The following is a 25,582-nucleotide window of genomic DNA, read 5'->3' as shown; positions in this document are numbered from 1 at the left end:
TCAGTCTGGTACGTCAGTCTGTTCGTACCGGACGTACCAGGCTGTCGCCCCGTCGAGGTGATCCAGCAGGAACCCGCTGCGCTCGAGCACGCGGCGGGAGGCGGGGTTCGCGGCGGTGTCGGTTGAGGCGGCCACGCGAGCAACGCCGGGCCGGCCGAGCAGCCACTCCGTCAGCGCGGCGCACGCCTCCGACCCGAGGCCCTGGCCCCGCGCGGAGACCGCGATGCCGTACCGGATCTCGACGACCCCCTCGAGATCCGGCGGGCCGTGGGTCCCGCACTCCCCGACCACCTGGCCGTCGAGAAGGATCAACCACCCCGGGTCGCCGCCGAAGTCGACGGCGAACCGGAAGGCTTGCAGCGCCTCGGGCCCGGGCCACCCGCGCGCCGCGGCGGGTCCGTCGCCGGCGAGTACGGAGCGAGCGACGTCGAGGCCGGCCGGCTCCAGCACCAGCCGGGCCGTCCGGATCGTCGCGGGCTCGAACACGTCCCCATTAATGCGGACGTCCGACGATGTGGTCGCGATGGCAGCCACATCGTCGGACGTTGGGGTCCTTAACGACCCGGAGCCCGGATCGGGCGTTGCCGCCGTCTCCGGGCCCGGGCCCAGGGTCACCGCTTCCGGTGCCTTACTTGTACCGCTCCGACGATCAGCCGGTGTCAGGCACTGATCGCCATCAGAACCGCCTGCCGGGTCTCCCCGGGTAGGCCGGGGGGGTGCCCGCCCGGGAAGAGTGTTCCCGGCGTTCTCGGTTCTGAGCTTGTACTGCGCTTTCAGTCGATCCGCGAGCTCAGCTCTCGGCGCCGACGCGGCGACGGAGCGCCACGCCACCGGCAACGAGGGCCAGGCCGAACGGAATCAGGGCGAGGCTGGCCGCACCGGTGTGCGGCAGGGTCGCGCCACGGACCGCGGAGTTGCGGTCACGGGACTCGCCCGCCACGTCGCCCTCGTCCTCGTCGGACGGGCCGGCGACGTTGGTGGCCTCAACCTCGCAGTTCGCGTCGGCGTCACCGAGCACGGCCAGGCCGCAAACGGTCACCGGGATGTTGGCCTGCAGGTTGTTCAGCAGGTTCAGGCCACCCAGGAGGCCGCTGTTGCCGTTGGCGGAGCTGGAGGCGCCGCCGCCGTTGCCCGAGCCGCTGCCGCCGCCGGCCGAGTTGGCCGCGCCGACCGCCGCGTCGCAGTTCGCGTCGCCGAGGACGGCCAGGCCGCAGACGGTGACCGGAACGTTGAGCTGCGCGTTGTTCAGGGCGTTGAGACCGCCGACCAGGCCGCTGTTGCCGTTGGCCGAGGACGACGCACCGCCGCCACCGCCCGCGGTGTTCGCGGACTTGACCTCACAGTCGCCGGTGCCCCTGGCGAGCAGCGCGCCGACGCCACACACGGTGACGGGGACGTTCGCCTGGAGGTTGTTGCCGAGGTTCACGCCGCCGAGCAGGCCGCGGTTGTTGTTCGCGGAGGACTTGGCGCCACCGCCGCTGTTGCTCGTGCTGCCGCTGGTGCTCGTCGAGCCGGCCTTGTTGCCGGTCGAGACGACCGGGCTGCCGTCGCCGACACCCAGAACGCCCGCGCCGCCGACGGTGACCGGCAGGTTCAGCTGAACGCCGTTGAGCAGGTTCAGGCCACCCAGCAGCCCGCTGTTGTTGTCAGCGGACGAGTCGGCGTGGACGCTGGGGGCGCCGAGCACGAGTGCGGCACCCGCGGACAGGAGCACAGCTCCCTTGACCTTCTTCGAGGCTCGCATCGAGGCCCCTCCTTTTGGTTTCACGTGAGTCGTCATGTCGGTCGACGGGGGCCCCGACCTTTGTTCCGGATGTTTTTCGGTCCTGCCAGAAATTGGGTCTTCCGAACCCTCAACCCTGGCCCGCTCGCTGCCGATACCCCCTGCAGCGACCGGTCCTGACCGCTCCCCCCGGGGCGGCTCCGCACCGGGCGCCAGAGGCGTTTGGCACGGAATGAAGAACCGAACTTGCGTGCTGAGACGCAGTTGATGGTGCACCGGTTCCCTTCACGGGCGCAGGTCAATGACTGCGTTGCTGCGTGTCGCCCGGGGCAAATGGGGCACGCCCGGACGAACCGGCGGCACCCAACCAAGTCTTTGCCATTAGGACCGGTCGAAACGGGATCCCCGGCGCCGGCTCCGCCGCGCGGTTCAGCGCGGGGTTAAACGACCAGGGCCCGGATCGGCTACTGCCGATCCGGGCCCGGGCCCAGGGTCACCGCTTCCGGTGCCTCACATCAGATCCACGCGTGCCAGGTCTTCCCGGACAGGCCGGGGGGGTGCCCGCCCGGGAAGAGTGTTCCCGGCGTGAGCGGATCTGAGCTTGTTCCGTCGGTGTCAGCTCTCCGAGCCGACGCGGCGACGCAGGGCGACGCCACCGGCCACGAGGGCCAGGCCGAACGGGATGAGCGCGAGGCCGGCCGCACCGGTGTGCGGGAGGGTCGCGCCGCGGACGGCGGAGTTGCGGTCGCGGCTCTCGCCGAGAACGTCACCGTCGCCGTTGGTGTTGGTCGCCTCGACCTCGCAGGTCGCGTCCGCGTCGCCGAGGACGGCCAGGCCGCAGACGGTGACCGGAATGTTGGCGTCCAGGCCGTTGAGCAGGTTCAGGCCGGAGACCAGACCGCTGTTGCCGTCCGAGCTGCTGTCGCCGCTCGAGCCGAGCAGGTCGCTGTCGTCGCCGTCCAGGTCGTCGTCGTCGCTGTCGCCGTTGCCGGAGTTCGACGCCGTGACGTCCGCCTCGCAGTCGGCGTTGCCGAGGACGCCCAGGCCGCAGACCGTCACGGGGACGTTCAGCTGCGCGTTGTTCAGCGCGTTCGCGCCGGCAACCAGGCCCTCGTTGTCGTCGGCCGAGGACGAGCCACCGCCGCCGCCGCTGTTCGAGGAGCGAACCTCGCAGTCACCCTCGCCGCGGGCGAGCAGGGCGCCCACGCCGCACACGGTGACCGGCACGTTGGCCTGGAGGTTGTTGCCGACGTTGGCGCCCGAGACCAGGCCGTCGTTGTCGTCGGCGGAGGAGGAGCCGCTGGAGCCGGAGCCCGAGCCGCTGCCCTCGTTCGTGGTCTTCACGGTGTTCTTGCCCTCGCCGACGCCGAGGACGCCCGCGCCACCGACGGTGACGGGAACGTTCAGCTGAACGTCGTTGAGCAGGTTGAGGCCGGAGACCAGGCCGTTGTTGCCGTCCGCCTTGGAGTCAGCGTGGACGGTGGGGGCGCCAAGCACGAGGGCGGCACCCGCGGAAAGGAGCACGGCTCCCTTGACCTTCTTCGAGGCTCGCATTGAAGCCCCTCCTTCGAGTTCACGTTGGGTCGTTATCAGGGTCAGGTGTGGTGCGGTATTGCTCTTCCGGCCCTGCCCCGTGTGCAGGACCGACCGGCCTTGCGGCCGTTCGGACGGTCAACCCAGTGGGGCTACCGTCCTGCCGGCTCGGCGCCGACCGCGGCTCCTGCCGCGCTGACGCGGGGCGACACTCCCGTTGCCAGAACGCCGATCGGGGCAGGTGCCGTCGTCGTCGGGGTCCCGCAAGACCCGTTCAATGACGACACCGGGGGCTCAACCGACGGGGTCGTCGGCTGGAGAAGACCGCCCATCACACCTCGGGCGGGTTCACCGACCTTCCCGGCCGCCGCGTAAGCGGCCCGGACAGCCGATGAGACCGAGTAGCCGGTCACCGCGGTGGCGCCCGGAACAACCCGTCCCTCGATTCCATACATGGACATACATTCGCATTCAGGGGTGGGACCGTTACTGAGGTTGGTTCGGATTTGCACCAACCCGTACCGTTCCCGCCGCCCGGTACGCCCGGACAACCCGTGAACACCGATCCGTGCTCTCCTCCGCCAGGCGTTGAGGTCCTGTGGACCCGCTCCCCTGGCCCGATCGCTGCCGAAACCCCCTGCAGCGACGATCCCTACCGCGCCCCCCGCGGCCTCCCACCGAGCCACCGGAGTCGGGCAGCCGGCCGGAGTAGGACGAGTCGAGCGAGTACGCCCCGCCGCAGCCGAGGCTGCGCCGGAGACGACCGTCCGGTTCGGTCCGCACGCGCGGGAGCGCGAAGTGAGGCGCATCTGCCTGCTCTCCGCGTCCATCGTGCTTCCTCCCCAGGTCCTTCCGCTCGGGTGAGCGGAGGGGTGCCTCCCTGTCCGTCAGCCCCTTGTGTCGATAGGGATAAAAGGGATTAACGGTGCAAGTGAGGCGATCGGTCTGTTGGAGAGTAGCTGCGCCCAAATGGGCCTTCCACCCAGCCAACGGAGATGACCGTTCAAAGTCTCCGGAAACGACCAAAGTTCACTCGGTCATCAGCGATTACGACAAGTAATCAGAACCCCACCCTCAGTCGATCGGACGACCCCTCCCTAGGCCGTTCGACCAGGCATTACTGATCGTGCACCTTCCCCCCCCATTGGCGCAGGGAAACGCGAAAAACTGTGACGTGCCCGTTCCGCCCCAGTACGGGCGTGCCCGCTGTGGTAACTGTGGGTTGAGTGACCAATGTGACCAGGGCCACGCGGCGGTGACGCTCCGGACGCCTCGAATGCGAGGGAGATTACGGTGCGTTAGGCAAAGAAGGTTCGACTTCGTCCGACGCCGGGCCACCGGCGGGCGCGCGGTCAGCGCGCCTCGGCATCCGGATCCTCGTCGTCGGGACCGAAGCCGACCCAGCCGACGCGATAGGCGCCGGGGCCCGCCCCCGAGCCGTCGTCCTCGTCGGCCGGGGCGACGGCGATCAGGTCCGGGGTGAACAACATCGCGCAGATCTCGCGGTACAGCCAGTCGGGCTGGGAGATGAACGGCACGCGGGACAGGGCCTGGTCCTTACCGGCAGACTCCATGATGAAGGCGCCGTAGCCGAGCAGCCGGCCGGGCACCGAGCGCTCGTAGCGCATGTCGGTGACCTTGCCCATCGGCATCATGTCGACCTGCCGCAGGATGATGCCGTGGACGAGCATCACCCGCTTGTTGGTGATGACGAACCGGTAGAACCACCAGTCGAGCAGCGCCCAGGCCAGGTAGAAGCAGGTGCCGGACCAGGCGAGCCAGATCAGGTCACGGATGCCCGCGGCCGAGGTCGGCAGCGCGATGTCGAGGAACAGCGCGACCGCGAACCCGCCGAAGAAGACGGCCAAAGGCATCGCCATCGCCGCGTAGTGGCGGCGCTGCACGATGACCACCCGCTCCGCGGGCAGCAGGTACTTACCGACCAGGTACGTCCCGGGCGTCCGGGGCGGGGCGACGGTGGCGGTCACGGCAGGCGACTTCTGGCAGCGGGCCGACCGGCGGGCGCGCCGGCGACGTCAGCTGCCGCCGAGGTTCTCGGTGAAGGTGAAGAAGCTGTCGACGAAGGACGTCGTGCCGCCCGACAGCCCGTCCCAGGCGTTGCCGACGGCCTCGGCGGACCGCGCGGGCTGCTGGGTCAGGGCCACCAGGACGAAGACCAGCAGCGCGAGCGCGACGACTGGATGCTTACGCAACGCCGACACGTCTTTCCCCCAGCGATCGATGGACGCGGATGATCTTGGTCCGAGCGTACACGGCGCACACTACGACAAGACCTCACATGTCACAATGACCACAGGAGTAACACGGTCTGTCCGCGTGGCGAACAGCGGGGGAGCTAGCGTCGGCACGTGTCCAGCTCCTCCCCGTCGGTTGCTGTGGTGGCCGAGTCCCGCCCGGGTGAGCGACGGGTGGCCCTGGTCCCGGAATTGGCCGGCCGGCTGCGAGCGCGGGGCTTCAGGGTCGCGGTCGCAGCCGGGGCCGGCCTCGCAAGATCATCTCCCGACGTCGCGTACACAAACGCCGCCGTTCGGGTGACGCCGGACCCCGTTGTGGGTGCCGACGTGCTGCTCTCGGTGAGGCCGCCGCGCCCGGACGACGTCCGCCGGCTCGCGCCCGGCGCGCTGACCATCTCCTTCCTCCCGGTGTCCGAGGAGCGCGATCTGGTCGAGCTGATGCGCGCCCAGGGCGTCACCGCGCTCTCGCTCGACCTGCTGCCGCGCACCTCCGCGGCCCAGCCGATGGACGCGCTCACCTCGCAGGCTCTGGTCACCGGGTACCGGGGGGCGCTCGTCGCCGCCGAGCGGCTGCCGCGCTTCTTCCCCGGGTTCGTCACCGCAGCCGGGACGCTGCCCCCGGCGCGGGTGGTCGTCCTCGGCGCCGGGGTGGCCGGCCTGCAGGCGATCGCCACCGCCCGCCGACTCGGAGCCGAGGTGGCGGCCTACGACGTCCGGGCCTCGGCACCGGAGGAGGTGCGCAGCCTCGGGGCGGAGTTTCTCGACCTCGGGCTGCCGCCGCTGACCGGCGCCGCCGGCTACGCCCGGGTGATGGACCCCGACCGGGCGACCCGCCAGGCCGAGCTTCTCGCCCCGCACGTCGCCACCGCCGACGCCGTTCTCACGACCGCGGCGGTCCCCGGCCACGCGGCGCCGATCCTCGTCACCCGGGCGATGGTCGCGGCGATGCGGCCCGGATCGGTGGTGGTCGACCTCGCGGCCGAGTCCGGCGGGAACGTCGAGGGCGTGCGGCCGGGGGTGGAGGAGATCGTCGGCGACGGCGTCCTGCTCTGGGGCGGCGCGGACGTGCCGAGCCAGTTGCCGGAGACCGCGAGCCGTCTCTACGCCGCCAACGTCGTCGCGTTGCTCGAGCACCTCGGCCCCGAGGGCGTGCGCTCCCCCGACCTCGACGACGAGATCCTCGCCGCCTGCTGCGTCACCCACGCCGGCGTGATCCGGGGCCCGGCCGCGGAGCTGCTGCGGTGAGCCCCGACCCCCTGGCGGTCGCCGACATCGCCGACATCGCCGCCGTCGCCGACGAGCTCGCCCGCGCCCGCCGCGTCGTGCTCGTCCCCGGGTACGGCCTCGCGGTGGCGCAGGCGCAGCACGCGCTCGCCCACCTCGCGGGGACGTTGCGACGGCGCGGAACGACGGTCGAGATCGCGGTGCACCCGGTCGCGGGCCGGATGCCGGGGCAGCTCAACGTCCTGCTCGACGCGGCGGGCGTGGCGTGGTCGGACCTGCGGGACGGCGACACCGCGGAGTTCGACGGCGTCGACGTCGCCCTGCTCGTCGGGGCCAACGACGTCGTGAACCCGGCCCTGAGGATGCCGGTGTTCCCGGTGGAGCGGGCACACCGGGTCGTTGCGCTGCTGCGGTCGGCCGGTCCGGGGTTCGCGGGGGTCGAGAACCGGGTCCTGCGCCGCGCCACCGTGCTGCTCGGCGACGCGCTTGAGCTCCTGCTCGTGCTAGTCCGCGAGACCGAACAAGCGGTCGCCGGCGTCCCCCAGCCCGGGGACGATGTAGCCGACGTCGTTGAGCCGCTCGTCGAGCCCGGCGACGACGACCGAGACTGACTTCGCGTCAGATCCCAGGGCCTCCTCGACGTGAGCCAGGCCCTCGGGCGCGGCGAGCAGGCACAGCGCGCAGACCGACTCGGCGCCGCGCTCGAGGAGGTACTGCGCCGCCATGACGAGCGTGCCGCCGGTCGCGAGCATCGGGTCGAGCACGAAGCACTGCCGGCCGGACAGGTCGGCGGGCAGCCGTTCGGCGTAGGTGCTCGCGAGCAACGTCTTCTCGTCGCGGACCAGGCCGAGGAACCCGACCTCGGCGGTCGGCAGCAGTCGCATCATCCCGTCGAGCATCCCGAGCCCGGCCCGCAGGATCGGCACGACGAGCGGCTTGGGCGCCGCCAGGCGGACCCCCGCCGCCGGCGCCAGCGGCGTCTGCACGGTGACGGGTTCGACCCGCACGTCCCGGGTCGCCTCGTAGGCCAGCAGGGTCACGAGTTCGTCGCAGAGCAGCCGGAACGTGGGGGCCGGGGTGGCGGCGTCGCGGAGCGCCGTGAGCTTGTGCGCGACCAGCGGATGGTCGACCACGTGGGCGCGCAGGGCCCCCGCCGGCGAGTCCGGGGAATCCGACATGGCCGCAGACTCTCACGGGTAGGGCCGAGGGTCGGATCGACGGTCGGGCACGGTCGGAGGTTTGCGCCCCTGCCCGGCGGGGCTCGGATCTGTCAGGATCGGGATCACCCGTTGGGGCAGGAGTCGGTTATGCCGAGCGAAGCGACTGATTTCGCGGTGGTCGTCTACCGGGAGGACGACCGCTGGCAGGCCACCGCGCTGTCCACTTCGGTCGGCCAGGACCTCGACTCGCTGGTCGAGGCAACGCGGCGTCAGGCGGCCGACGGGGACGCGATCGGGTTCGTCTCGATCGAGGACGACTTCTTCGTCGCGGTGCGGGTGCAGGGGTCCGACGTCTCGCTGTTGCTGTCGGACGTCACGGCCGCCGGGGAGTCGCCCGTCGCCGGCGAGGTCCTCGAGGCGCTCGACCTCCCGTTGCCCGGACCCGACGAGGACGAACGGGTGCAGCCGGCCGGGAACCTCCAGATCTTCGCGGATCTGGGGCTCTCCGCCATGGAGCTCGGCGCGTTGTGCGACGACCTCGACCTGTATCCGGATGAGATGCTCGACAGCATCGCCGCGCGACTCGGCTTCGCGGAGCCGTACCGTCGCGCACTGAATGCCGCGCTGGCCGATTGACGCTTGCTGGGGAGCGAGAACGTGGGGTACTTCGCCGCCGTGCTGACCCGTACCGAGGACGGGTGGGACGCCAACGAGATCGATCTCGACGAGATCGAGGACCTGACCGACCTCGCCGACGCGATGCGTGAGTCGTCGGCGGACGCCGATCCGGAATCGACCTCGCTGCTCTTCTTCGAGCAGGAGGACGCCTGGTTCGCGGTCGTCCGCGTCGACGGGGAGGAGGACCCCCGGGTCTTCGTCTCGGACAGCGACGCCGTGGGCCACTCGGCCTACGCCGAGATGCTGCTCGAGGCCGCGGGTGGCACCGGGGCCGCGCTCGCCGTCGAGGAGCTCGACGTCGAGCCCGAGGACAGCGACGCCGTCGACGACGACGCGGACGACGAGCCCGAGGACCTCGACGCCGGGCCGGTCGGCGACACCGAGTTGCTCACCGACCTCGGCACCGACGGCGAGACGCTGCTCTCCCTCTGCTCGAAGGAGGGCATGTTGCCGTCGGAGATCCTGACCGCGCTGGCCGAGGCGGCCGGGGCGGGCGAGGCGCTGGAGTCCGTGCGCTGAACGTGGTGCGGACCGCCTGGGAGCCCGCGATGCGCGACGCGCTCGCGGAGGCCCGCGCCGCGGTCGCGACCGGCGACATCCCCGTCGGCGCCGTCGTACTCGACGCCGATGGGGCGGTGATCGGCCGCGGCCGCAACCGGCGCGAGGCCGACGGCGACCCGACCGCCCACGCGGAGATCCTCGCCCTTCGCGAGGCCGCGGCCGCCCGCGGCGAGTGGCGCCTCGCGGGCTGCACCCTCGTCGTCACCCTCGAGCCGTGCACGATGTGCGCCGGCGCGATCGGACTGTCCCGACTGGCCCGCGTCGTCTACGGCGCGACCGACCCGAAGGCGGGTGCCGTGGAATCGCTCTGGGACGTCCTGCGCGACCGCCGGCTCAACCACCGGCCCGAGGTCATCACCGGCGTCCTCGACGCCGAGTGCGCCGCGGTGCTGTCGGAGTTCTTCGCCGGGCACCGGCTGTCGGGCCCGGGCGGTGCGGGCATGAAGGACGTCTCGTGAGCGGGTGGGGTCCGCCGCCGGCGGAGGACTCGGCGCCGACGCCGAGGAAGAAGCGGCCCTGGCCCGCGGTCGTGCTGGCCGGGATCGGCGGGGTGCTGCTCGCCGTCGCGTTCGCGATCGTCGCCGCCCTCGTGCTCGCGCTGCTGTTCTGGCAACTGATGGCGAACATCGTGATGGTGATCTTCGTCCAGGAGCTCGAGTGGTACGGCCCGAGCGTCTACACCGCCGGCGGGAACCTGTGGTGGTACGTCGTCGGGATCGGCGCCGTGGGCGCCGCGGCCTTCGTCGCGGGCATGACCATGCTCGACCGCGCGGGCACCCCCCTGCGCCGACCGGGACGAGGCCGTCCGGCCTGACCTCGGCGCTTGATATCGTCTCCGGCGGTGGCGTGTCCGAGCGGCCGAAGGAGCACGCCTCGAAAGCGTGTGATGTGCAAGCATCCGTGGGTTCAAATCCCACCGCCACCGCCAGCCCCGGCGACGTTTCCGCAGGTGAGAGCCTCGGGATGCGTCGCCGGACTGCTTAAAACGGCCTGCTGGTCACAGAAGTGGTCACAGAAACTCAGGGCGCCTGGGGCGAAGCAGGGTTAGCCGCGGGCACGATCAGTGCCGCGACCCGAGCTGCGGCGGCGGCCTGCATGTCGAGATCGACGTGTGAGTAGGTGTCCAACGTGATTGACACGTTCGCGTGCCCGAGCCGCTCCTGAACGATGCGCGGGTGCACGCCGGCCTTGAGAGCAAGAGTCGCGTGGGTGTGGCGGAGATCGTGGAGTCGGATCCGGGGAAGGCCGGCAGCGCGTGCGGCCTTACCGAACTGGTAGCTGATGGCCTTGGGATGGATCGGCGTGCCGTCGGCTGCGCACACCACCAGGTCCTGGTCGTCGTAGCCCTCTCCGAAGCGCAACCGCTCCTCCAGCTGGCGCGTGCGGTGCAGGCGAAGGGCGGCCACGGTGGCGGGATCCAGGGCCACGATCCGGCGACCCTTGGCGGTCTTGGGCGTCCCCCACGCCATGCCGGGCGCGCCTTTGCGCTGAACATCGGTCGTGATGAGCGTTCGGACGACGCGCAGCGTGCCGGCATCCAGATCGACGTCAGCCCACCGCAGCCCGAGGACCTCCCCTCGGCGCATGCCCGTGGTGGCCAGCAGCCACCAGCACACCCGCAGGCGGTCCTTATCGACGGAGTCCAGGAATGTGTGCAACTGGGCCCCGCTCCAGGTCGCCAAATCGTTCCGGCGAGCGGCGCGCGGCGGATCGGCGGCGTCGGCTGGGTTGCGGACGACCGCCTGCCAGCGAACTGCATCCCGGAAGGCCCGGTGCAGGATCGCCGCGATGTAGGCCACCGAGCGCGGGCTGAGCGCCCGATGCGCGTCATCGCCGGCCAGCAGCGCCCCGTACAACGCGTTCAACTGAGTCGGGTCGACCTCTTGCAACAGTCGTCGCCCGATGGGGCGCCCGGCGATGTGCAGCCGCACGTTGCGGCGGTAGGACTCGAAAGTCCCCGGCTTGATGGTGTGCTCGACCGCAGGCAGCCAGGTCTGGGTCAGGAAGTCGGCCAACGTCTGCCGTTGCGGGGCGACGTAGGTCCGTTGTTCCAGCGAGCCCAGGATGCGCGTGAGTTCGGCCTGGGCGGCCTTCTGCGAGGGGAAGCCGCGACGGCGGGTCTGTTCGCGGTCGGCCCCGACTCCGATGTCGACGACGAGGTACCAGGTCCCGTTTGCCGCTTGGCGGACGCTGCCTCGGCGTCCAGTGCCGGTTGATGGCATGAATGACCCCCACACGGAAGAAGGGATGGGTTGGTCCGACGATCGCTGGAACGGCCGAAGCCTGCCAACGACCGCCGAACGCCCAGTCTGGCCATGATTCCTGTCGGGGACTTCCCTAGCGGCCGGCTTCGTTCTGACCAGGTTCCTGCCGGCCGGCGTTGATGTACGCGTCGAGGTCGTCGCTGTCGATCCGAACGTGCTTGCCGAGTTTGACCACCGCGATACGCCGCTCGGCGCGCAACCGCCACACGAACCGGACCGAAGTGCCGAGTCGCTGTGCGGCCTGCTGGACGGTGAGAAGTTCCATGAGCCCTCCCCAGGTGATAGTTGCTGCACTTTGTTACGCCACGATGCCCAGACAATACCGCTCATGACTTCCTGCAGCAACTATCGACATAAGCTGGGGAGCGTGTACGGTGGTGGACATGCCCGGACGCAAACGCACCCCGTCGCCGCAGGAGCCACCGCCGGTGAACCTCAACGAGGTCATCGCCTACAACTTCCGCCGGGCCCGCGAGCTGCGCGGGCTGACCCAGGACGAGGCCGCGGTAGCACTCGAGCCGTTCTTAGGCCAGCGCCTCACCCAGGCCAGCATTTCTGCACTGGAGCGGTCCTACGGCGGGGACAAGCGCCGCGAGTTCGATGCCCAGGAGATCCTCGCGTTCACCTGCGCGTTCGATGTCCCCCTGATGTGGTTCTTCCTGCCCCCACCGCAGGACGCCCGCCGGCTGCAGGGAACCTCGGACCGCGTGAACGAGCTCTACACCCTCGCCTTGGGTCGCGAGGATCAGCTCGACGAGCTCTACGCCCGGTTCCGCGAGCTCGGGATGACCGAGCCCTCGGAGGTTGACGACACGTTGGCCCGGGTGTTCGGTGCTCCGACCGCACTCACCTTGCGCGACTACCGGCATCGCCGCAAAGAGATGCTGCTCGCGCTGCTCGACGACTACGCCGACAAGGTCGACGCCACTGCCGACGAGATGGGCCAGTTCTTCGACCACCTGCGCAAGGTGGGGATCCGCGGGCTGGTCGCCGAGAAGCTCAACGACCATGACTACGCGGTCCCGCCCGCAGCCCGGCGCCGCAAGACTCCCGGGGCCTAATGGCCACCTGTCCCGACCCTGCACCATGTACTAGATTTTTGTACTACACTTTGGCCATGACTGAGGTCCCCGTGCGTGAGCTCAACCAGGACACCGCCGGGGTGCTGGCGCGGGTCAAGCGTGGCGAGGCGATCGAGGTGACCGAACGCGGCACCGTGATTGCGCGGTTGATCCCGGCGGAGAACCACCCCTTGGCCGAGCTGATCGGCACGGGACGGCTGCGCCCGGCCACCACCTCCGGGCCGGCGCCCCGCCCCTCGGGGCCGGTGCGCACCGAGGACGAAGCCGGGGAGTTGCTGCGCCGACTCCGTGACGACGAGCGGTACTGATGCTCTACCTGGACACCGCGGCCCTGGTGAAGTTGGTGCGCCCGGAGCCGGAGTCCGAGGCGTTGGCGGACTGGCTGGACGCACGCTCTCCCGCGCCTTGGGTGTCCTCGGTGTTGGTGGAAGTGGAGCTTCCTCGCGCCCTGCGCCGCAATGAGCCGGCGCTGCTCGGCGGTGTGCCCGCCGTGATCGCCCGCCTCGCCCGCTACGAGATCGACGAAGTCGTTCGCGCCACCGCGGCCGCATATCCCGATCCGAACCTGCGCAGTCTTGACGCGATTCACCTCGCGACCGCGAGTGCGGTCTTCGGGACCCGACTGGACGCCTTCCTCACCTACGACCAGCGCCTCCTTGAGGCGGCCCAAAGCATGGGCCTGCCGATCGCGAGTCCCGGTCGACCCGAATCGTCGGAGTGAGGCTGCCGGCTCCGGGCGTCTGAGGTCGGTCAGCGGCTCAGGCCACGACCGTCGTCGCGTTCACGGGCCAGGCTGCGTTCGCGCTCGTAGTGCAGGTCCCGGCTGCGTTGCAGCTCTAGTTCATCTCGCATGTCAGCGGCGGCGGTGATCGGTCGGGGCCGGGCCAGTTCCAAGGTCGGCCGACCGAACACGTTGCGGCCCGGACGTCGCGTGCTACTTCGGTTGGCGGTGTCCTGCAGCTCTCGGGCGTCGCGTTCGACTTGGCGGTCGAGTTCGTTGATCTCGGTGCTCAGCCGCGCCTGTACCGGGAGGGACTGCGTCAGCGCGCTTTGATGTTCGCCGATCGTGGTGGTCAAGTTCGCGCGCCGGCTGCGGGAGAAGCGGGGCAGGTCCGCGAGTTCGGCGTTGGCCTGCTGGAGCTGTTGGCGATGGAGCTGTTGCTCGGCGCGGAGCTGTTCGGCCTCGGCTCGTCGTTGGGCCAGGAGCAGGAGGCGTGCGGCGTGCTCGGGCGGTATCGCCGGCTCCACGGGTGCGGCTTCGCGTTCGGCGGCCGCTCGGCGGGCGGCTTCGGTGCGGGCGTGTTCGGCGGCGCGGGTTCGGGCCGCGTCGCGGGCGGTGTGGGCGGCGTCCTGTGCGCCGCTGGTCGCGAGCGCCGCAGCGAGGAGATCGCGGGCGCGGTCCTCGGGGCTGCGCTCGGCATCGAAGCCTTGGGGCCGACGTTCGTGGTCGGGGCGCGGGCTGTGGTGGTGGTCGGGTTCGGTGGCGGGGTCGGTGGTGACGTAGACGTGGTTGGCCTCGCGACCTCGGGTCATGCCGACGTAGAGGTGTTCACGATCGATGCCCGGGCGGGCCAGCACGATCCCGAGGTCGGTGGTGGCACCTTGGGCGGCGTCGATGGTGATGGCCCACCCGTAGTCGGCGTGCGCGGCGACGTAGGCAGGGGGCAGCACGGTGCGTCCTCGTCCGTTGAGGTCTTCCACGATCAGCCCACCACCGGGGCCTTGGGTGTCGAGGACGCGGTACCGGTCACCGTTGCGAACGTGCCCGTCGGCGATGGGCAGGCTTCGATCGTTGCGGCGGGTACGGAGCAGGTCGCCGGCTTGCCAGTCCCGCTCACCGATCTTCACGACGGGTCCGTGCACTTCGCCGACGGCTTGGGCGGCGGCGCGGGCACGGGCGTTGAGGGCGTCGACGTCGGCGCGGGTGCGCGCCATCATCAACGCCCCCTTTCCCCACCTGTGCTGCGCCCAGTGCGCGTAGACCGCGTCGAGCGCGTCCTCACCCGAGCCGCACGAATGGATCCGCCCGGCCGCGGCGTAGACGTCGAGGACCCTCGGGTCACGTCTGCGTAGCGCGAGGGAGGCGTCGCGTTCCCAGTCCTCATGGAAGCGGTGGATGGCGGCGAGTTCGACCCCGTGCCCGGCGTTGGCCAGGGCGGCGAGCATCCCGCCGGGGCCGTTGACGACCCCGATCTGGGCGGGGTCACCGACCAGCACGACCTTCGCCGCGGTCCGGGCCGCGACACTGATGAGCAGGTCCAGGTCCAGGGTCGAGGCCATCGATGCTTCATCGACGATCAGCACGGTGCGGTCGTCGGGGATGGACCAGGCCCGCTCTGGAGCCGGCAGCGTTCGCAGGCGACCGATGTTGTGCAGCCATTTGGCGAGGGTGTCGGCCCGACCGCCGGTGGCGGAGGCGAGCTCGGCCGCCGCCCGCGCCGAGGGCGCGAGCCCGACCATCCGGTACCCGGCGTCCTGCCATGCCAAGGCGGCCGCGCCCAGGCACGTCGTTTTCCCGGCCCCAGCCGGCGCGGTCAGAACGGTCACAAAGTCCCCGCCCAAGATCAGGTGCCGCGCCGCGTTGTGCTGGCCGGCATCCAGGCCGCGCGCGATCAGGGCAAGCGTGCCGATCTCGGCCGGGACCGTCCCATAGCCACCGGCGCGGCCCCGCTCGGCGAAGGAGAGGATCCGGGCTTCGGCCGCGAGGACCTCGGCGCTGGCCCACCGGCCATCCGACGCCCGCGCCGTGACGCCCTTCGGGTGCTCCCCGACCGAGACCGCCTCGCTCAGTTCCAGCGCCTGGCCGGTGAGCGCCTCGACCCGGGCGAGTGTGCTCGCCGCCGACCCGGCGGTCGCGGGCAGTCGGGCCGCGACCTGGCCGGCGACATCCGCGCGGGAGAACACCGCCCGCACCCGCCCGGCCGCACGAACCGCCTCAGCGAGCAATCCCGCCTCATCCTCGACACCCGGCGGCGGGGCATGGGCCGCTGCTCGGATGGCGTCCATCAAGCCCGTGCCGGTGAATCCGGCGCGGGCCGCCTCGGCCGCCCACGCCTCGTGCAGTGCGGACAACTCGGATAAGGCGGGGTGGTTCTTGCCCGGCCGCGTCTTCAGGACCGCGGTCTTCACCACCGCTATCCGCTCACTCGCCGTCAGTTCCCGGCCGAGGGCCTTCTCGAATTCCGCGATCTTTGGGCTCGCGTCACCTTCGATTTCCGCGGTGCGTTTGCTCCACAATTTCAGCAGCTGTTCTGGGACACCGGCGATTTCGGCCTGGCCATGTTCATTCACCATGGCGAATTCGACGCCAAGTCGCTCAGTGAGCTCGTCTCGCAAGGCGGCCTGGTAGATCATTCCGGCGCTCTTCTTGTGGTGATACAGCTCGCTCGCATCCAAGGTTCGCCAGACCCCGTCCGCGCAGCGGACCTTGTTGATCACGAGCGCATGGGTGTGCAGCTGCGGATCCCCGCACCGGCTAGTCCGATGGTCGAAGAGGGCGACGGCCAAGCCCTGGGTGCTGATCTGTTCGGGCCCGTCGGTGCCGCGCCGCGACAACCCGGCATGGGAGTCGAGATAGGCAAGCCCCGCTGCAACCGCGGCACGGTGTGCACTCATCGCAGCCGCCGCGACCGCCGGATCTCCCAGCGCCCACAGGGAACTGGCGCTCTTCGGCGCCGAGAACGTGAGGTCGAACCCAGTGATCCCGTCGACGCGCCAGGCCCGGCCTAACCGTTGTCCGGTCATCGGGTGCAGGCCGCGCGCGAACAACGCCTCCAGCTGTGCCTCAGTCACCACGCCGCCGGGTTCGAGGCCGAGCTCGGCCAAGCCGCGGCCGTGCCAACGCCCGGGAGCCTCCCCGATCCCCAGGTAGTACTCGGTGGCCGCGCAAGCGACGCCGGCGGTGTAGTACCGCCACGAAGCGGTCCCGATCTTCGCCGAACTCAACACCGCCGCGACGCCTCCCCGATAAAGCCGGACGGCGACCACCGTACATTCAAAGAATGCACATGTCTGCAAGTTTTGCGGGGAAGTTGTTACTTGAACATCGGGAATGCTGTGGGTCGGTTAGTTGAGGTTAGTGGCGGTGATTATTGGCGAGTAAGGGTTATGGATTGATGTTTCCTTCCGAGCGATTTTGCTCGGGCGTGTCGCCCGCGCCCTGACGGCGTGCGGAGCGGCCGCTTCCATCTCGGGCGGTTCCCGAAGCCAGGCTCTCCGCGCCCAGCTGCGCGGTCGGCGGGTGCCGATGGGCGGGTCGGACGTGGGCGATGGAGACCACAACTGAGACCACGGATCCGCCATCGCCCTCCCTCGCGCGACCGCCAGGGTGGGGGGACGTGACGGTGGTGGGGTTCACCGTTCCAAACCGTCACCCTCGGGTGGCCAACAGTCCCTACAGATGCTGATTCCCCTATAGAAGGGTGCGCCGTGACGTCCTCGGGTCCGTCCTCCACTCTGCGGATCATCGCGTGGCGGCTTCGTGGGGCGGCGGGGCGGTGGGGCGGTGGGGCGGTGGGGCGGTGGGGCGGTGGGGCGGTGGGGCGAATCATGGTTCGCGGTGATCGAAGGCGCCCGGCCGGCCGAATCCGTTGCGCCTGTTTTTCGAGGCAAGAGGCATCGACCTGGCCCGGCTGACCGCCGAGCTGGGGGCATGAACTCGGCTGGTGCTTACGCGTCAGTGTTGAGCAGATCGCCGAAGATTCGGCGCCCCAGGTCGACGGCGGCCGCCTGGTCCAGCTGGACACCGACGACGTCGGGATGAAGGGCTGCCCACCGGGTTGCGCTGTTGGGCGAGGCGAAGCAGTTGATGCTGTCGCAGCAGGCCGTCTCGGCTGGTCCATGTCCGGTCCGACCACCGGCGAAGACGACCGCAGTGGACGGTTCCCAGATGGTCGTGCTCGGACTCGCAAGGATCGTGATCGTCTCGCCGGTGATCGGGTCGGGGGAGGTGATCGTCACGTTGCGGCCCAGCATCGGCGCGACGCCGAGCGAGTCAACAGCGCACATCGCCCACACCGCGGGCCCGTCCTTGACCTGCACGCGATGGCGCGTCGGGGCGATGGAGAACGGATACGCCGCACGGATCCCGCCGTGATCGTCAAGGGCCAGGAAATCGCCCGCCGCAAGTTCACGGAGCACGTCGGCCACGGTCCGCGAGAACGGGACGACGAGCTGGTCCAGGACCGCAGGTTCTGGCAGACGCCCCGTGCAACCCAGCGACCGCAGGACCGCCTGCTGCACCTGGCGCAAACCCCGCTCGGCCGGCGCCAGACGCCCCTGTCCCGCGCGCCCGGCCGGGCCGAGCCAGGACATCCCGGCCGGGCGAGGAGGAGCAGGCATGGCGATGAGTACGCGCCGCAGCTCGTCCACGCTCGGACTCCCCGCAATCGCCCCGTCGGCCGTCCGATAGAGCCGACACGAAAGCGAGCCTGCGGTGCTGGGCGCGGCGAAGAGGTCGAACCCGTCAACGAGAATCGTCGGGGACCCGGCCATGCCCCACCGCGCCGCGTCCCGCTCGTCGACGATCTCGATCAGCTCGATCGAGGCGACCTGCCCGGCAAGGGCGGCCCGGATCCGTTCGGTGACGACCGGCGCGTTCGGGCAGTCCGGTAGGGCGAGGATCGTGATCTGCATATCGCCGCTCCCTTGCGCGGTTCCGAGGGGCTTGAAGCTAGACGTTCCAGTGCGATGGAAGGTCAAGGCCTACGCTTCGGAGATGCAGATCGGGGCCCTCGCCACCGCTACCGGGTTGACGACCAAGACGATCCGGTTCTACGAGCAGAGCGGCCTTCTCTCTCCACCGCCCCGGACCGCCGGCGGATATCGCGACTATCCGGAGCACACCACCGCCCGGCTGAAGTTCATCCGTGACGCGCAGTCCGCCGGCCTCACCCTCGCGGAGCTTCGCTCCGTCCTTGAGCTTCGCGACGCAGGCGTCGCTCCCTGCGATCAGGTGAGGCGTCTCATCGCGCGGCACTTGCGCGACATCGATCGGCGCATCATCGAACTGCGAGCGACACGGGCCGTTCTGCGCAACCTTGCCGACCGGGCCGCCGCCGTGGATGCGGACACCTGCGCTGAGGCGGACATCTGCACGATCCTCGCGAGGTGAGCTTGCCCAGTCCGCGTCTGCTACCGGCCGCTCAAGTCCATGCTTGCCATGGAATCGAGGATGTAACGGAAGGCCGGCATGCGCTTCAACAGGCTGGACTTCTTGCCTTTGACTCTGAGTTGGCCGCGCGTCAAGGCGAAGACCGGCGCCATCTTCCGCCCGAGAACCGCGCGCCAGACCTCCGGAGCTCCCGAGATGACGAAGTCGCTGGGTGCTGAGACCCCCGGAGACAGCTCGCGGATGTCGGTGATCTTGCCCGCGTCGAAGCGGACGAAGAACGCGCTGTCGATCGGTGCCTGAAACATGAAGGTCATCGTGCAGGAGAGGTCCCTGCCCTTGTCGGCCCACGTCGGATCGGCGCTGAGCAGTCGGCCATCGCCTCACACATGTGGATAGTCCCGAACTGCATTGTGCTGCTCCTTCCGTGCTGGGACTCAGTGCACGCGCGAGGACCTGCGCACCGTTTCTCGGGAGGCGAGGTCGGGGCGACTGTCCTGGACCTGGCGTTCGGGGCTGCCTGCCGGGGGTTCGGTGAGGGTCATCGTGGCGCGGGCTTTGAAGGTGATGCCTTGGTAGGTGCCTTGGAGTTCCTGTTCGTCGATGGCGGGCATGCCGAGGGTGGGTAGCCAGCAGGTGCGCTGGCGCTGGGTACCGGTGACGTCGCCGGACATGGTGGTGGTTCGCTCGATGATGTAGCAGTCGAGGCGCCGGCCCTCGATGGTGACCGGACGGGTGCCGGTCACCGTGGAGGTGCTCTCGCCCCGGGTTCCGCCGGCCTTCCATCGGCTGGTCCAGGACTCGCCTATGCGGATAGGGCGCCGGATCAGTTGTTGCGGGGGGTCGAAGGTTCCGCCGTAGGAGAGTCCGAGGGCATTGGCTTTGAGGCTGAGCGCATCGACTGATCCGCTGGTGTAGCGGCGGGTTTCGTCGGTGGTGGCGAAGCTGGTCTCGGTGTGGAGGGCGAATTCTGGTCGGTCCGGCCCGCCGCCGGTTCGGGTGACGACGGTGTCTGCGTCCTCGGCGAAGGGCTGGTCCGAACCGGCGGCGCCGACCTTCCGTGTGCCCTCGACCCGGTAAGTCCAACGTCCTTCCAGCGGTGCGGCGATCCTGGTGGGAGTAGCCACCCCGGGCCGCTGAGTCGGCTGGGGAGCTGGGGATGGCTCGACGGAGCGCTTCTTCTTCTTCGGCGCTGGCGAGACCGTTGGCGCGGCCGTGGGTCGGGCCCTGGCAGTCGCCTTCGGTGTGGTGGTCGGTGCCGCGGCGGTGGCTTGGGGTGCAACGGCTCCAGCAGCGGCAGCGGCGGCCGCTGGGGGCGGGACCTGGGTGACTCCGAGGTCCTCGCGGACGGCGAAGGCCAGCCCTGGCAGGGCGATGGCCAGGGCGAGGAGCCCGGCCATGGACCCGGCGATCGCCAGCCGCGGCCGGGTGCCGGTTCGGGCCAGTCCGGTGGAGGGCCAGAAGGCGAAGCGCCCGAGCAGGACGGTGGCCGCCGGCACGAGGAGTGAGCGCACGATGAAGGTGTCGATCAGGACACCGACCGCCACGCCGAATCCGATCTGACGGACACTCGGAAGTGGTGTGATCAGCAAAGCTGCGAAGGTGCCGGCCAGGACGAAACCGGCGGCGGTGATGGTCGGCCCGGTGCTGACCAGGGCGCGGGTGGTGGCCTCACGCACGCTGTGTCCGGCGTCGAGTTCTTCGCGGATGCGCCCGACGATGAAGATGTTGTAGTCCGAGCCCAAGGCGATCAGCATCACGAACAGCAGGATCGGCAGGTAGAAGGCCAGGCCCTCGTGGCCGAGCATCCCCTGGAATACCAGGGTGGTGATGCCCAACGCGGCGAACATCGACAGCAGCACGCTGAACAGCAGGTAGAGCGGCGCGATCACGGAGCGGACCAGCAGCGCGAGCACGATCATGATCAGCGCGATGACCAGCGCCCCGACGGTGCGCAGGTCACCGTTGATCAGGGTGTCGATGTCGGCGAAGTACGCGCTGGGGCCACCGATCGCGATGCGGGCGTCGGTGACCTCGCTGCCGGCGAGAGCGTCCGCGGCGACGTTGTCCAGGTCGCGGACAGAGTTGAGTACGTCCTGGGCGTAGGGGCTGGAGTCGAAGGCCACCACGATCCGGGTGGTCCGGTCATCCGTGCCCAGGAAGTACCCGAGGCGCTCCCTGAAGTCCGGGTATTGCCGGAGCAGGGCGCCGGAGATGCGCAGTCCTTCGGGGGAGGACAGTGCGCCAAGTAAGGGACCAACGTCGGTGCGGTTCGGGTCGATGCCGAGGGCGTTGAGATCGGTTTCGCCGCCGGTGAACTCGGCGAGGCTCTGGTTGGTCAGGGGCGCACCGGCGGGCTGGGTGACGGAGCGGACCTCCGCCACGCCGGGCACGGCCCGCAGACGGTCGGTGAGCCGGTCGATCGCGGCCAGGCGATCGCGCTCGAGCAGTGATTGGTCGGCGGAGATCACCACGAACGCCGGCGCCAGCGCCCCTGGGGGGTAGTGGGCGGCGAGCAGTTCGAAGCCCTGCCGGGCCTCGGCGTCGGCGGGTAGTTCCGAGGGGATGTCGAAGGAGGTCTTGGTCTGGGTCGCGGCCGCTGCCGGTAGCGCGAGGACCGCGACGCTGACCAACAGCACGGCCACCGGGCGGCGCCCCACGAGGTCCGCGACGCTCCGCCACCTGGCTTCCATGCGGTCGGTGCGGGTCGGGTTCGGGCCGGTGGGCCAGAACACCGCGCGCCCGGCCAGTCTGATCAGCGCCGGGGTGAGGGTGAGTGAGGCAAGGCCGGTGACGGCGACGGCCACGCCGAGCACGGGGCCGAAGGAATGCACGATCCCCAGTTCGCCCGCGAGGAACGCGAGGAACCCCACGGTGACCGTCGCGGCAGACGCGACCACCGTCGGCGATACCGCCGACGTGGCGCGGACCAGGCGGGAGTCATCGCTGGCCTCGTCGGCGCTCCGGGCTTCCTCGCGGTAACGGGACAAGACGAACATCGCGTAGTCGGTGCCGGCGCCGAAGGCCATCACGATCATGAAGGTCTCGGCCAGGCTGTGCACCTCCAGGCCGCCCTGCGCTGCGTAGCCGGCCAGACCCCGCGCGACCAGGAACGCGCAGCCGATGGTGACCAGGGAGATGAGCGGGGCGACGGCGGATCGGTAGACCACCACCAGGATCAGCAGCACCAGCACGATGGTGGCGACGGCGGTCTTGTCGAAGGCCTCCACGGTCGCGGTGGCCTGATCGGCGCCGAGAGCGGCCAGCCCGGTCACCTCGACCTGCAGGCCCGGCGGAGCGGTGGCGGCCACGTGATCGCGCAGGAAACTGACGGTCCGTTCAGAGGAGACCGAGAAGATCTGGGCGTGGATGCTGACGATGATCAGTTCCGCGGCCCCGTCCGGGGACTGCAGGACCGGGCTGAGCTCCGGGTTGGACGCCGCCGACTGCACGCCCTTGACATGGGTCGCGGCCGCCGGCGAACCCAGGAACTGCGCAAGCTCCGCGATGTAGGCGCGGTCCGTCGGCTGAAGCCCGCCACCGCGGCCCAGCACGATCACCGCGGGATCGCGGGTCGGGTCGTCCGGGAAGGCCGACCGCAGCAGGGCATCCGCCTGCCCGGAGGGCGCGTCGGCGGGTACGAAAGCAGTCTGGTCAGCGGTGCCGAGATCCCGCACGCTCGGTGCGGCCAGGGTGATCCAGACCGCGCCCACGATCCAGATCAGCGCCACCCACCTTGCGTGACGCTCCACGAAACGCGCGTGGGCCTTCACCGCCGAGCCTCAAGTCCGCCCAGCAGCACCTCCACCACAGAATCGCCCAACACCTGAGTTGGCAGCTCGCCCTCGACGACCAAGGCCTGCAACGCCGCGATCGCCACCGCACCGAAGATCGCCGACGCTGTCGCCGCCGGATCGCTCAGCTCCCGCAGGGAGCCGTCCGCGACGCCCTCCTCCAGCAGCGCCATCACCGGTAGGTGAAAGGCAGGGACGAGCTCCGCCACGGTGTCCGTCAGCTGACCCGCCTGCTCCAGGTTCCCGATCAGGACCCGGCACGCCTCCGGGTACTCCGCGACCGTGGCGAGCATCGCCCGGATCACGCCCTCGAGACGGTCGCGGCTCGAACCGGGGCCCCTCGTCGCCTCCGCGACTGCGGAAGCGAGGTTCCCGGCGGTGGAGTGCATGAGCCAGCCCAGGACGGCCTCCTTGCCCCGGAAGTGGTAGTAGAGCGTCGCCCTCGGCACCCCGGAGGCCATCACGAGATCGTCCATGCGGGTGGCGCCGAAGCCCTTGCGGACAAAGACCTCCGCCAACGCGCGGGCGGAACTCAGCAGCCACGCCGGCTGCGGACGCACGCCGTCAGCCCCAAACCTTGGACGTCATGCTTGGACGTTACGTCCAAACGGTGCATCCAATCAAGGGTTGGGTGCCCTCGCAGGGTGACCGCCCGCGTCCGCGGGGGACCCAACGGGAGCCTGACCTGCTGGTCACACGGTGGTCACAGAAACTGCGGAAATTGGCGGCTATCAGCGGTCTGGCTCAGCGAGGCGCGATGCTTGCAAAACGGCCCTGAGCTGCAGAAACACAGACTGTAAGAAACCTACGGTCACTAGCGGATTGAACCGCTGCCAGAGTTCAAATCCCACCGCCACCGCCAGCTGACCAGCACAAACGCCGGGCGACTCGATCAGGGTCACCCGGCGTTTTGGTGTCCGGTCTCAGTTCCGGTCTCATTTGCCCTCGGCGATGCCCTCCGCGGTCTCAGTTCCCCAGAGCAGAACGCCGAGACGATCCGCGACGTCGCGCTGCACCGCTCCGGTCATGTGCTGGTAGCGCGCGGCCATCGCGGTGTTCGACCACCCCATCAGGCCCATCACGGCGCGCTCGGACACCCCGAGCAGCAGGAGGACGGTCGCGGCCGTGTGGCGGGCATCGTGCAGGCGGCTTTCCCGGAGGCCGGTGTCCTTCAGGAGCCGCTTCCAGTCGGTGTAGTCGGTGCGCGGGTTGACCGGCTGCCCCGTTGGGGTCGCGAACAGCCACCCGCCGTCAGTCCAGAGCTGCCCGGCCTTGATGCGCTCGGCCGCCTGCAGCGCGCGGTGGCGGCGGAGGACGGCGACCAGCTCATCCGGCAGCCCGACGGTGCGGCGGCCGGCGCGGGGACTTCGTGTCGGCCGTGTCGTCGCGCAGGGCTATCCGCTGCGGGCAGTCCCCGGCCCGCGGGTGCCCGCACGGCTCGTCGCATCCGTGCTTCCATCGAGGCCGTTGGCGGGCTCGCCGGACGGTCAGCAGCCCGGCCTCCAGGTCCACGTCCGTCCATTTGAGGCCCAGCGCCTCGCCCTGGCGGAGTCCGAGAGCCAGCGCGACCGCCCAGCGCGCGGCGTTCCGGCGGTCGGCTGCGGCGACCAGGAGGTGCTTGACCTCGTCGACCGAGTACGGCTCGACTTCGTCATCGCCCAGGGTCGGCGCCTTGGCGATGGTGGCGGGGTTGATCGTCACCAGGTGCCGGCGGCGCTGTGCCTCGTTGAGGGCGGTGCGGATGGTCCGGTGCACCTGGTGGGCGGTCGCGGGCTTGCTGCCGTTCGCAATCATGCGGGCGTAAAGCTTCTCCAGGTGCTCCGGTTCGAGCTTCGCGAGGCGGTGCCGTCCGATTCCGGGTATCAGGTGGACATTCACGGCGACCCGGTATGCGGAGAGGGTGTTCGGACGCACGTGGGCGGCGGCGATGTTCTCGACCCAATGCGTGAGCCAGGCCTCAACCGTCCAGGCGTCGCCGGCCTTGCGCACCGACCCCGCATCCCGGGCCTTTCGAGCTCCCGCACCTTGCGGATGACGACTGCCTGGGTCTTGCCGCGGACATGGCGGCGATCCGGCTTGCCACCGTCCGGGATGCCGACGGTGATGCGGCCGTGCCAATAGCCGTCGGCGCCCAAGTAGGTGGACGAGGCGCCGTTCGGCCGGCGCGTGAGGGGCTCGCTCATCAGGCAGCTCCCTCGTGTCGGTTCGCGGCGCGGAGTCGCTCAACGTAGTCGGCAAGCGCACCTGCGGGGATGCGGCGAAGTCTGCCGATCAGGACTGACTCCACCGTTCCGGTGCTGATCAGCTCGTACATCAGCGTGCGGCCGATGCCGAGCGACTCGGCGGCCTGCTCGACCGTCAGGACGATTCTGGGCGTTGGCGCTGCCTCAATCGAGATCGCGTTCGCTGCCTGTGGATGCATCTGAACTCCTCCCCAACCCCGGCCCGGCCCGCCTGTATTCGGCCAGGTCCGCACGTATATGTGGGTACGAAGGGCGAGGCAATCGACGCGAGCGACCGATTCACTGACCCTGAATCGGTAGGAGTTTGGTAGTAGACTTAGGTCCATGCCTCGTGGGAACCCGGCGCCGAAACTCGCCATCACCGTTGACCCGGACGTCTACGAACAGGTCCTGGAGGCCGCGAAAGCGGAGGGTTCGAGCGTGTCCGCCTGGATGACCGCCGCGGCACGGCGGGCCTTGGCGGTCCGCGACGGCCTGGCCGCGGTCGCGGAGTGGGAGGCCGAGCACGGTCAGCTGACCGAGGCCGAGCTCGAAGCCGCCCGCCAGCGCGTGACCGGCACGGCCGGACGCCGCTCGGCGTGAGCGAAGTCGTCTACGACGCTGGGGCTCTGATCGCCGCCGATCGCAACGACCGGGAGTTCTGGGCCGACCACAAGGTCCGCCTGCAGCGCGGCATCATCCCCGCAGTGCCTGCACCGGTGGTGGCCCAGGTCAGTCGGTCACCCCGGCAGGCGTCTTTACGGCGCCTTCTGCGCGGCTGCGAGGTCGTTCCCCTGGACGAGGCAGGAGCGCACCGGGTCGGCTCGGTCCTGGCCCGTGCGTCCAGCACCGACCTCGCCGACGGCGCTGTCGTCGACGCGGCATCTGCCGAGGCGATGATCGTGACCAGCGACCGGCCCGACATCTCCCGCCTGCTCGACGCCATCGGTTCGACCGCGACGATCGTCGACGTCTGA

26 protein-coding genes, 1 tRNA gene and 1 pseudogene are annotated in these 25,582 nt (G+C 70.1%); 13 read left to right on the top strand and 15 right to left on the bottom strand.

Annotation, left to right across the window (positions count from 1 at the left end):
* From SPOPO_RS34785 to SPOPO_RS0109700, 5 genes are all read right to left on the bottom strand, one after another.
* Window positions 1-534 (bottom strand): GNAT family N-acetyltransferase, encoded by a 534-nt coding sequence (locus SPOPO_RS34785; protein ID WP_169577179.1) that lies wholly within the window; start codon window positions 532-534, stop codon window positions 1-3.
* Window positions 535-790: 256 nt separating this feature from the next.
* Window positions 791-1,744 carry a hypothetical protein gene (locus tag SPOPO_RS0109715; RefSeq protein WP_019874584.1) on the bottom strand — a complete coding sequence of 318 codons (954 nt, stop codon included), beginning with the start codon at window positions 1,742-1,744 and terminating at the stop codon, window positions 791-793.
* Between the two features lie 594 nt (window positions 1,745-2,338).
* Complete coding sequence (locus SPOPO_RS0109710) at window positions 2,339-3,277, bottom strand: hypothetical protein (protein WP_019874583.1); 939 nt, start codon at window positions 3,275-3,277, stop codon at window positions 2,339-2,341.
* A gap of 1,331 nt (window positions 3,278-4,608) precedes the next feature.
* Complete coding sequence (locus SPOPO_RS28735; protein WP_019874582.1) at window positions 4,609-5,244, bottom strand: PH domain-containing protein; 636 nt, start codon at window positions 5,242-5,244, stop codon at window positions 4,609-4,611.
* Between the two features lie 48 nt (window positions 5,245-5,292).
* Window positions 5,293-5,469 (bottom strand): hypothetical protein, encoded by a 177-nt coding sequence (locus SPOPO_RS0109700; protein ID WP_156869749.1) that lies wholly within the window; start codon window positions 5,467-5,469, stop codon window positions 5,293-5,295.
* Window positions 5,470-5,625: 156 nt separating this feature from the next.
* On the opposite strand from SPOPO_RS0109700, the gene SPOPO_RS0109695 reads away from it, so the two are divergent.
* Both SPOPO_RS0109695 and SPOPO_RS28730 read left to right on the top strand, forming a co-directional pair.
* On the top strand, window positions 5,626-6,756 hold the full coding sequence (locus SPOPO_RS0109695) for an NAD(P) transhydrogenase subunit alpha (RefSeq protein ID WP_028984651.1): 1,131 nt from the start codon (window positions 5,626-5,628) through the stop codon (window positions 6,754-6,756).
* Window positions 6,753-7,346: an NAD(P)(+) transhydrogenase (Re/Si-specific) subunit beta gene (locus SPOPO_RS28730; protein ID WP_019874579.1), complete on the top strand. Its 594-nt coding sequence runs from the start codon at window positions 6,753-6,755 to the stop codon at window positions 7,344-7,346. The genes SPOPO_RS0109695 and SPOPO_RS28730 overlap by 4 nt, the downstream gene beginning before the upstream one ends.
* On the opposite strand, the gene upp is transcribed toward SPOPO_RS28730, so the two are convergent.
* The gene (gene upp / locus SPOPO_RS0109685; RefSeq protein WP_028984650.1) at window positions 7,239-7,880 is read right to left on the bottom strand and encodes a uracil phosphoribosyltransferase; all 642 of its coding nucleotides are present in this window, start codon (window positions 7,878-7,880) and stop codon (window positions 7,239-7,241) included. The two genes, SPOPO_RS28730 and upp, sit on opposite strands and share 108 nt — an antisense overlap.
* Before the next feature lie 162 nt (window positions 7,881-8,042).
* On the opposite strand from upp, the gene SPOPO_RS0109680 reads away from it, so the two are divergent.
* From SPOPO_RS0109680 to SPOPO_RS0109660, 5 genes are all read left to right on the top strand, one after another.
* Window positions 8,043-8,531 carry a tRNA adenosine deaminase-associated protein gene (locus SPOPO_RS0109680; RefSeq protein WP_019874577.1) on the top strand — a complete coding sequence of 163 codons (489 nt, stop codon included), beginning with the start codon at window positions 8,043-8,045 and terminating at the stop codon, window positions 8,529-8,531.
* Window positions 8,532-8,552: 21 nt separating this feature from the next.
* Entirely contained in the window at window positions 8,553-9,092 is a 540-nt protein-coding gene (locus SPOPO_RS0109675) for a tRNA adenosine deaminase-associated protein (protein WP_019874576.1), read from the top strand.
* Between the two features lie 29 nt (window positions 9,093-9,121).
* Window positions 9,122-9,592: a tRNA adenosine(34) deaminase TadA gene (gene tadA, locus SPOPO_RS0109670; protein ID WP_033386140.1), complete on the top strand. Its 471-nt coding sequence runs from the start codon at window positions 9,122-9,124 to the stop codon at window positions 9,590-9,592.
* The gene (locus tag SPOPO_RS0109665; protein ID WP_019874574.1) at window positions 9,589-9,948 is read left to right on the top strand and encodes a hypothetical protein; all 360 of its coding nucleotides are present in this window, start codon (window positions 9,589-9,591) and stop codon (window positions 9,946-9,948) included. Before tadA ends, SPOPO_RS0109665 begins: the two co-directional genes overlap by 4 nt.
* A gap of 26 nt (window positions 9,949-9,974) precedes the next feature.
* Window positions 9,975-10,062, top strand: a tRNA-Ser gene (locus tag SPOPO_RS0109660).
* A 91-nt stretch (window positions 10,063-10,153) separates the two neighbouring features.
* Here the strand turns inward: SPOPO_RS0109660 and SPOPO_RS0109655 are convergent.
* Both SPOPO_RS0109655 and SPOPO_RS0109650 read right to left on the bottom strand, forming a co-directional pair.
* The gene (locus tag SPOPO_RS0109655; RefSeq protein ID WP_019874573.1) at window positions 10,154-11,356 is read right to left on the bottom strand and encodes a tyrosine-type recombinase/integrase; all 1,203 of its coding nucleotides are present in this window, start codon (window positions 11,354-11,356) and stop codon (window positions 10,154-10,156) included.
* A gap of 115 nt (window positions 11,357-11,471) precedes the next feature.
* The gene (locus SPOPO_RS0109650) at window positions 11,472-11,663 is read right to left on the bottom strand and encodes a helix-turn-helix domain-containing protein (protein WP_019874572.1); all 192 of its coding nucleotides are present in this window, start codon (window positions 11,661-11,663) and stop codon (window positions 11,472-11,474) included.
* A 118-nt stretch (window positions 11,664-11,781) separates the two neighbouring features.
* Here SPOPO_RS0109650 and SPOPO_RS0109645 point away from each other — a divergent pair, with 118 nt between their 5' ends.
* The 3 genes from SPOPO_RS0109645 to SPOPO_RS0109635 are packed head-to-tail and all read left to right on the top strand — an operon-like array spanning window position 11,782 to window position 13,201.
* Window positions 11,782-12,459, top strand: coding sequence for a helix-turn-helix domain-containing protein (locus tag SPOPO_RS0109645; protein WP_156869747.1), 678 nt, complete (start codon window positions 11,782-11,784; stop codon window positions 12,457-12,459).
* Between the two features lie 56 nt (window positions 12,460-12,515).
* On the top strand, window positions 12,516-12,788 hold the full coding sequence (locus SPOPO_RS0109640; RefSeq protein WP_028984649.1) for a type II toxin-antitoxin system Phd/YefM family antitoxin: 273 nt from the start codon (window positions 12,516-12,518) through the stop codon (window positions 12,786-12,788).
* Window positions 12,788-13,201, top strand: coding sequence for a type II toxin-antitoxin system VapC family toxin (locus SPOPO_RS0109635; protein WP_019874569.1), 414 nt, complete (start codon window positions 12,788-12,790; stop codon window positions 13,199-13,201). Before SPOPO_RS0109640 ends, SPOPO_RS0109635 begins: the two co-directional genes overlap by 1 nt.
* Before the next feature lie 29 nt (window positions 13,202-13,230).
* Here the strand turns inward: SPOPO_RS0109635 and mobF are convergent, their stop codons facing one another.
* Together mobF and SPOPO_RS0109625 are read right to left on the bottom strand one after the other, a co-directional pair.
* The gene (mobF, locus tag SPOPO_RS0109630) at window positions 13,231-16,467 is read right to left on the bottom strand and encodes a MobF family relaxase (RefSeq protein ID WP_156869745.1); all 3,237 of its coding nucleotides are present in this window, start codon (window positions 16,465-16,467) and stop codon (window positions 13,231-13,233) included.
* Window positions 16,468-17,148: 681 nt separating this feature from the next.
* A complete protein-coding gene (locus tag SPOPO_RS0109625) occupies window positions 17,149-18,180 on the bottom strand; it encodes an alkylmercury lyase family protein (protein WP_211210879.1) in 1,032 nt (343 codons plus the stop codon).
* Window positions 18,181-18,196: 16 nt separating this feature from the next.
* On the opposite strand from SPOPO_RS0109625, the gene SPOPO_RS28725 reads away from it, so the two are divergent.
* On the top strand, window positions 18,197-18,592 hold the full coding sequence (locus SPOPO_RS28725) for a heavy metal-responsive transcriptional regulator (protein ID WP_019874567.1): 396 nt from the start codon (window positions 18,197-18,199) through the stop codon (window positions 18,590-18,592).
* Between the two features lie 20 nt (window positions 18,593-18,612).
* On the opposite strand, the gene SPOPO_RS31970 is transcribed toward SPOPO_RS28725, so the two are convergent.
* The 5 genes and pseudogenes from SPOPO_RS31970 to SPOPO_RS0109595 all read right to left on the bottom strand — a co-directional run bounded on the left by SPOPO_RS31970 (window position 18,613) and on the right by SPOPO_RS0109595 (window position 24,805).
* The gene (locus tag SPOPO_RS31970; protein ID WP_156869743.1) at window positions 18,613-18,897 is read right to left on the bottom strand and encodes an SCP2 sterol-binding domain-containing protein; all 285 of its coding nucleotides are present in this window, start codon (window positions 18,895-18,897) and stop codon (window positions 18,613-18,615) included.
* Window positions 18,898-19,026: 129 nt separating this feature from the next.
* Complete coding sequence (locus tag SPOPO_RS0109610; protein WP_019874565.1) at window positions 19,027-22,320, bottom strand: MMPL family transporter; 3,294 nt, start codon at window positions 22,318-22,320, stop codon at window positions 19,027-19,029.
* A gap of 38 nt (window positions 22,321-22,358) precedes the next feature.
* Complete coding sequence (locus SPOPO_RS28715; protein WP_019874564.1) at window positions 22,359-22,943, bottom strand: TetR/AcrR family transcriptional regulator; 585 nt, start codon at window positions 22,941-22,943, stop codon at window positions 22,359-22,361.
* Window positions 22,944-23,318: 375 nt separating this feature from the next.
* Window positions 23,319-24,566, bottom strand: a pseudogene (locus SPOPO_RS36035) (tyrosine-type recombinase/integrase).
* Complete coding sequence (locus tag SPOPO_RS0109595; RefSeq protein ID WP_019874563.1) at window positions 24,566-24,805, bottom strand: excisionase family DNA-binding protein; 240 nt, start codon at window positions 24,803-24,805, stop codon at window positions 24,566-24,568. Before SPOPO_RS0109595 ends, SPOPO_RS36035 begins: the two are co-directional and overlap by 1 nt.
* 145 nt (window positions 24,806-24,950) lie before the next feature.
* Between SPOPO_RS0109595 and SPOPO_RS0109590 the strand changes: the two genes are divergently transcribed.
* Together SPOPO_RS0109590 and SPOPO_RS0109585 are read left to right on the top strand one after the other, a co-directional pair.
* Window positions 24,951-25,208 carry a YlcI/YnfO family protein gene (locus SPOPO_RS0109590; RefSeq protein ID WP_019874562.1) on the top strand — a complete coding sequence of 86 codons (258 nt, stop codon included), beginning with the start codon at window positions 24,951-24,953 and terminating at the stop codon, window positions 25,206-25,208.
* Complete coding sequence (locus SPOPO_RS0109585; protein WP_019874561.1) at window positions 25,205-25,582, top strand: hypothetical protein; 378 nt, start codon at window positions 25,205-25,207, stop codon at window positions 25,580-25,582. The genes SPOPO_RS0109590 and SPOPO_RS0109585 overlap by 4 nt, the downstream gene beginning before the upstream one ends.

Source organism: Sporichthya polymorpha DSM 43042 (assembly GCF_000384115.1).
In the GTDB taxonomy this organism is placed as follows: Bacteria; Actinomycetota; Actinomycetes; order Sporichthyales; family Sporichthyaceae; genus Sporichthya; species Sporichthya polymorpha.
Note: the sequence above shows the minus strand (reverse complement) of the source record. Positions and strands in the feature narration are given on the sequence as shown.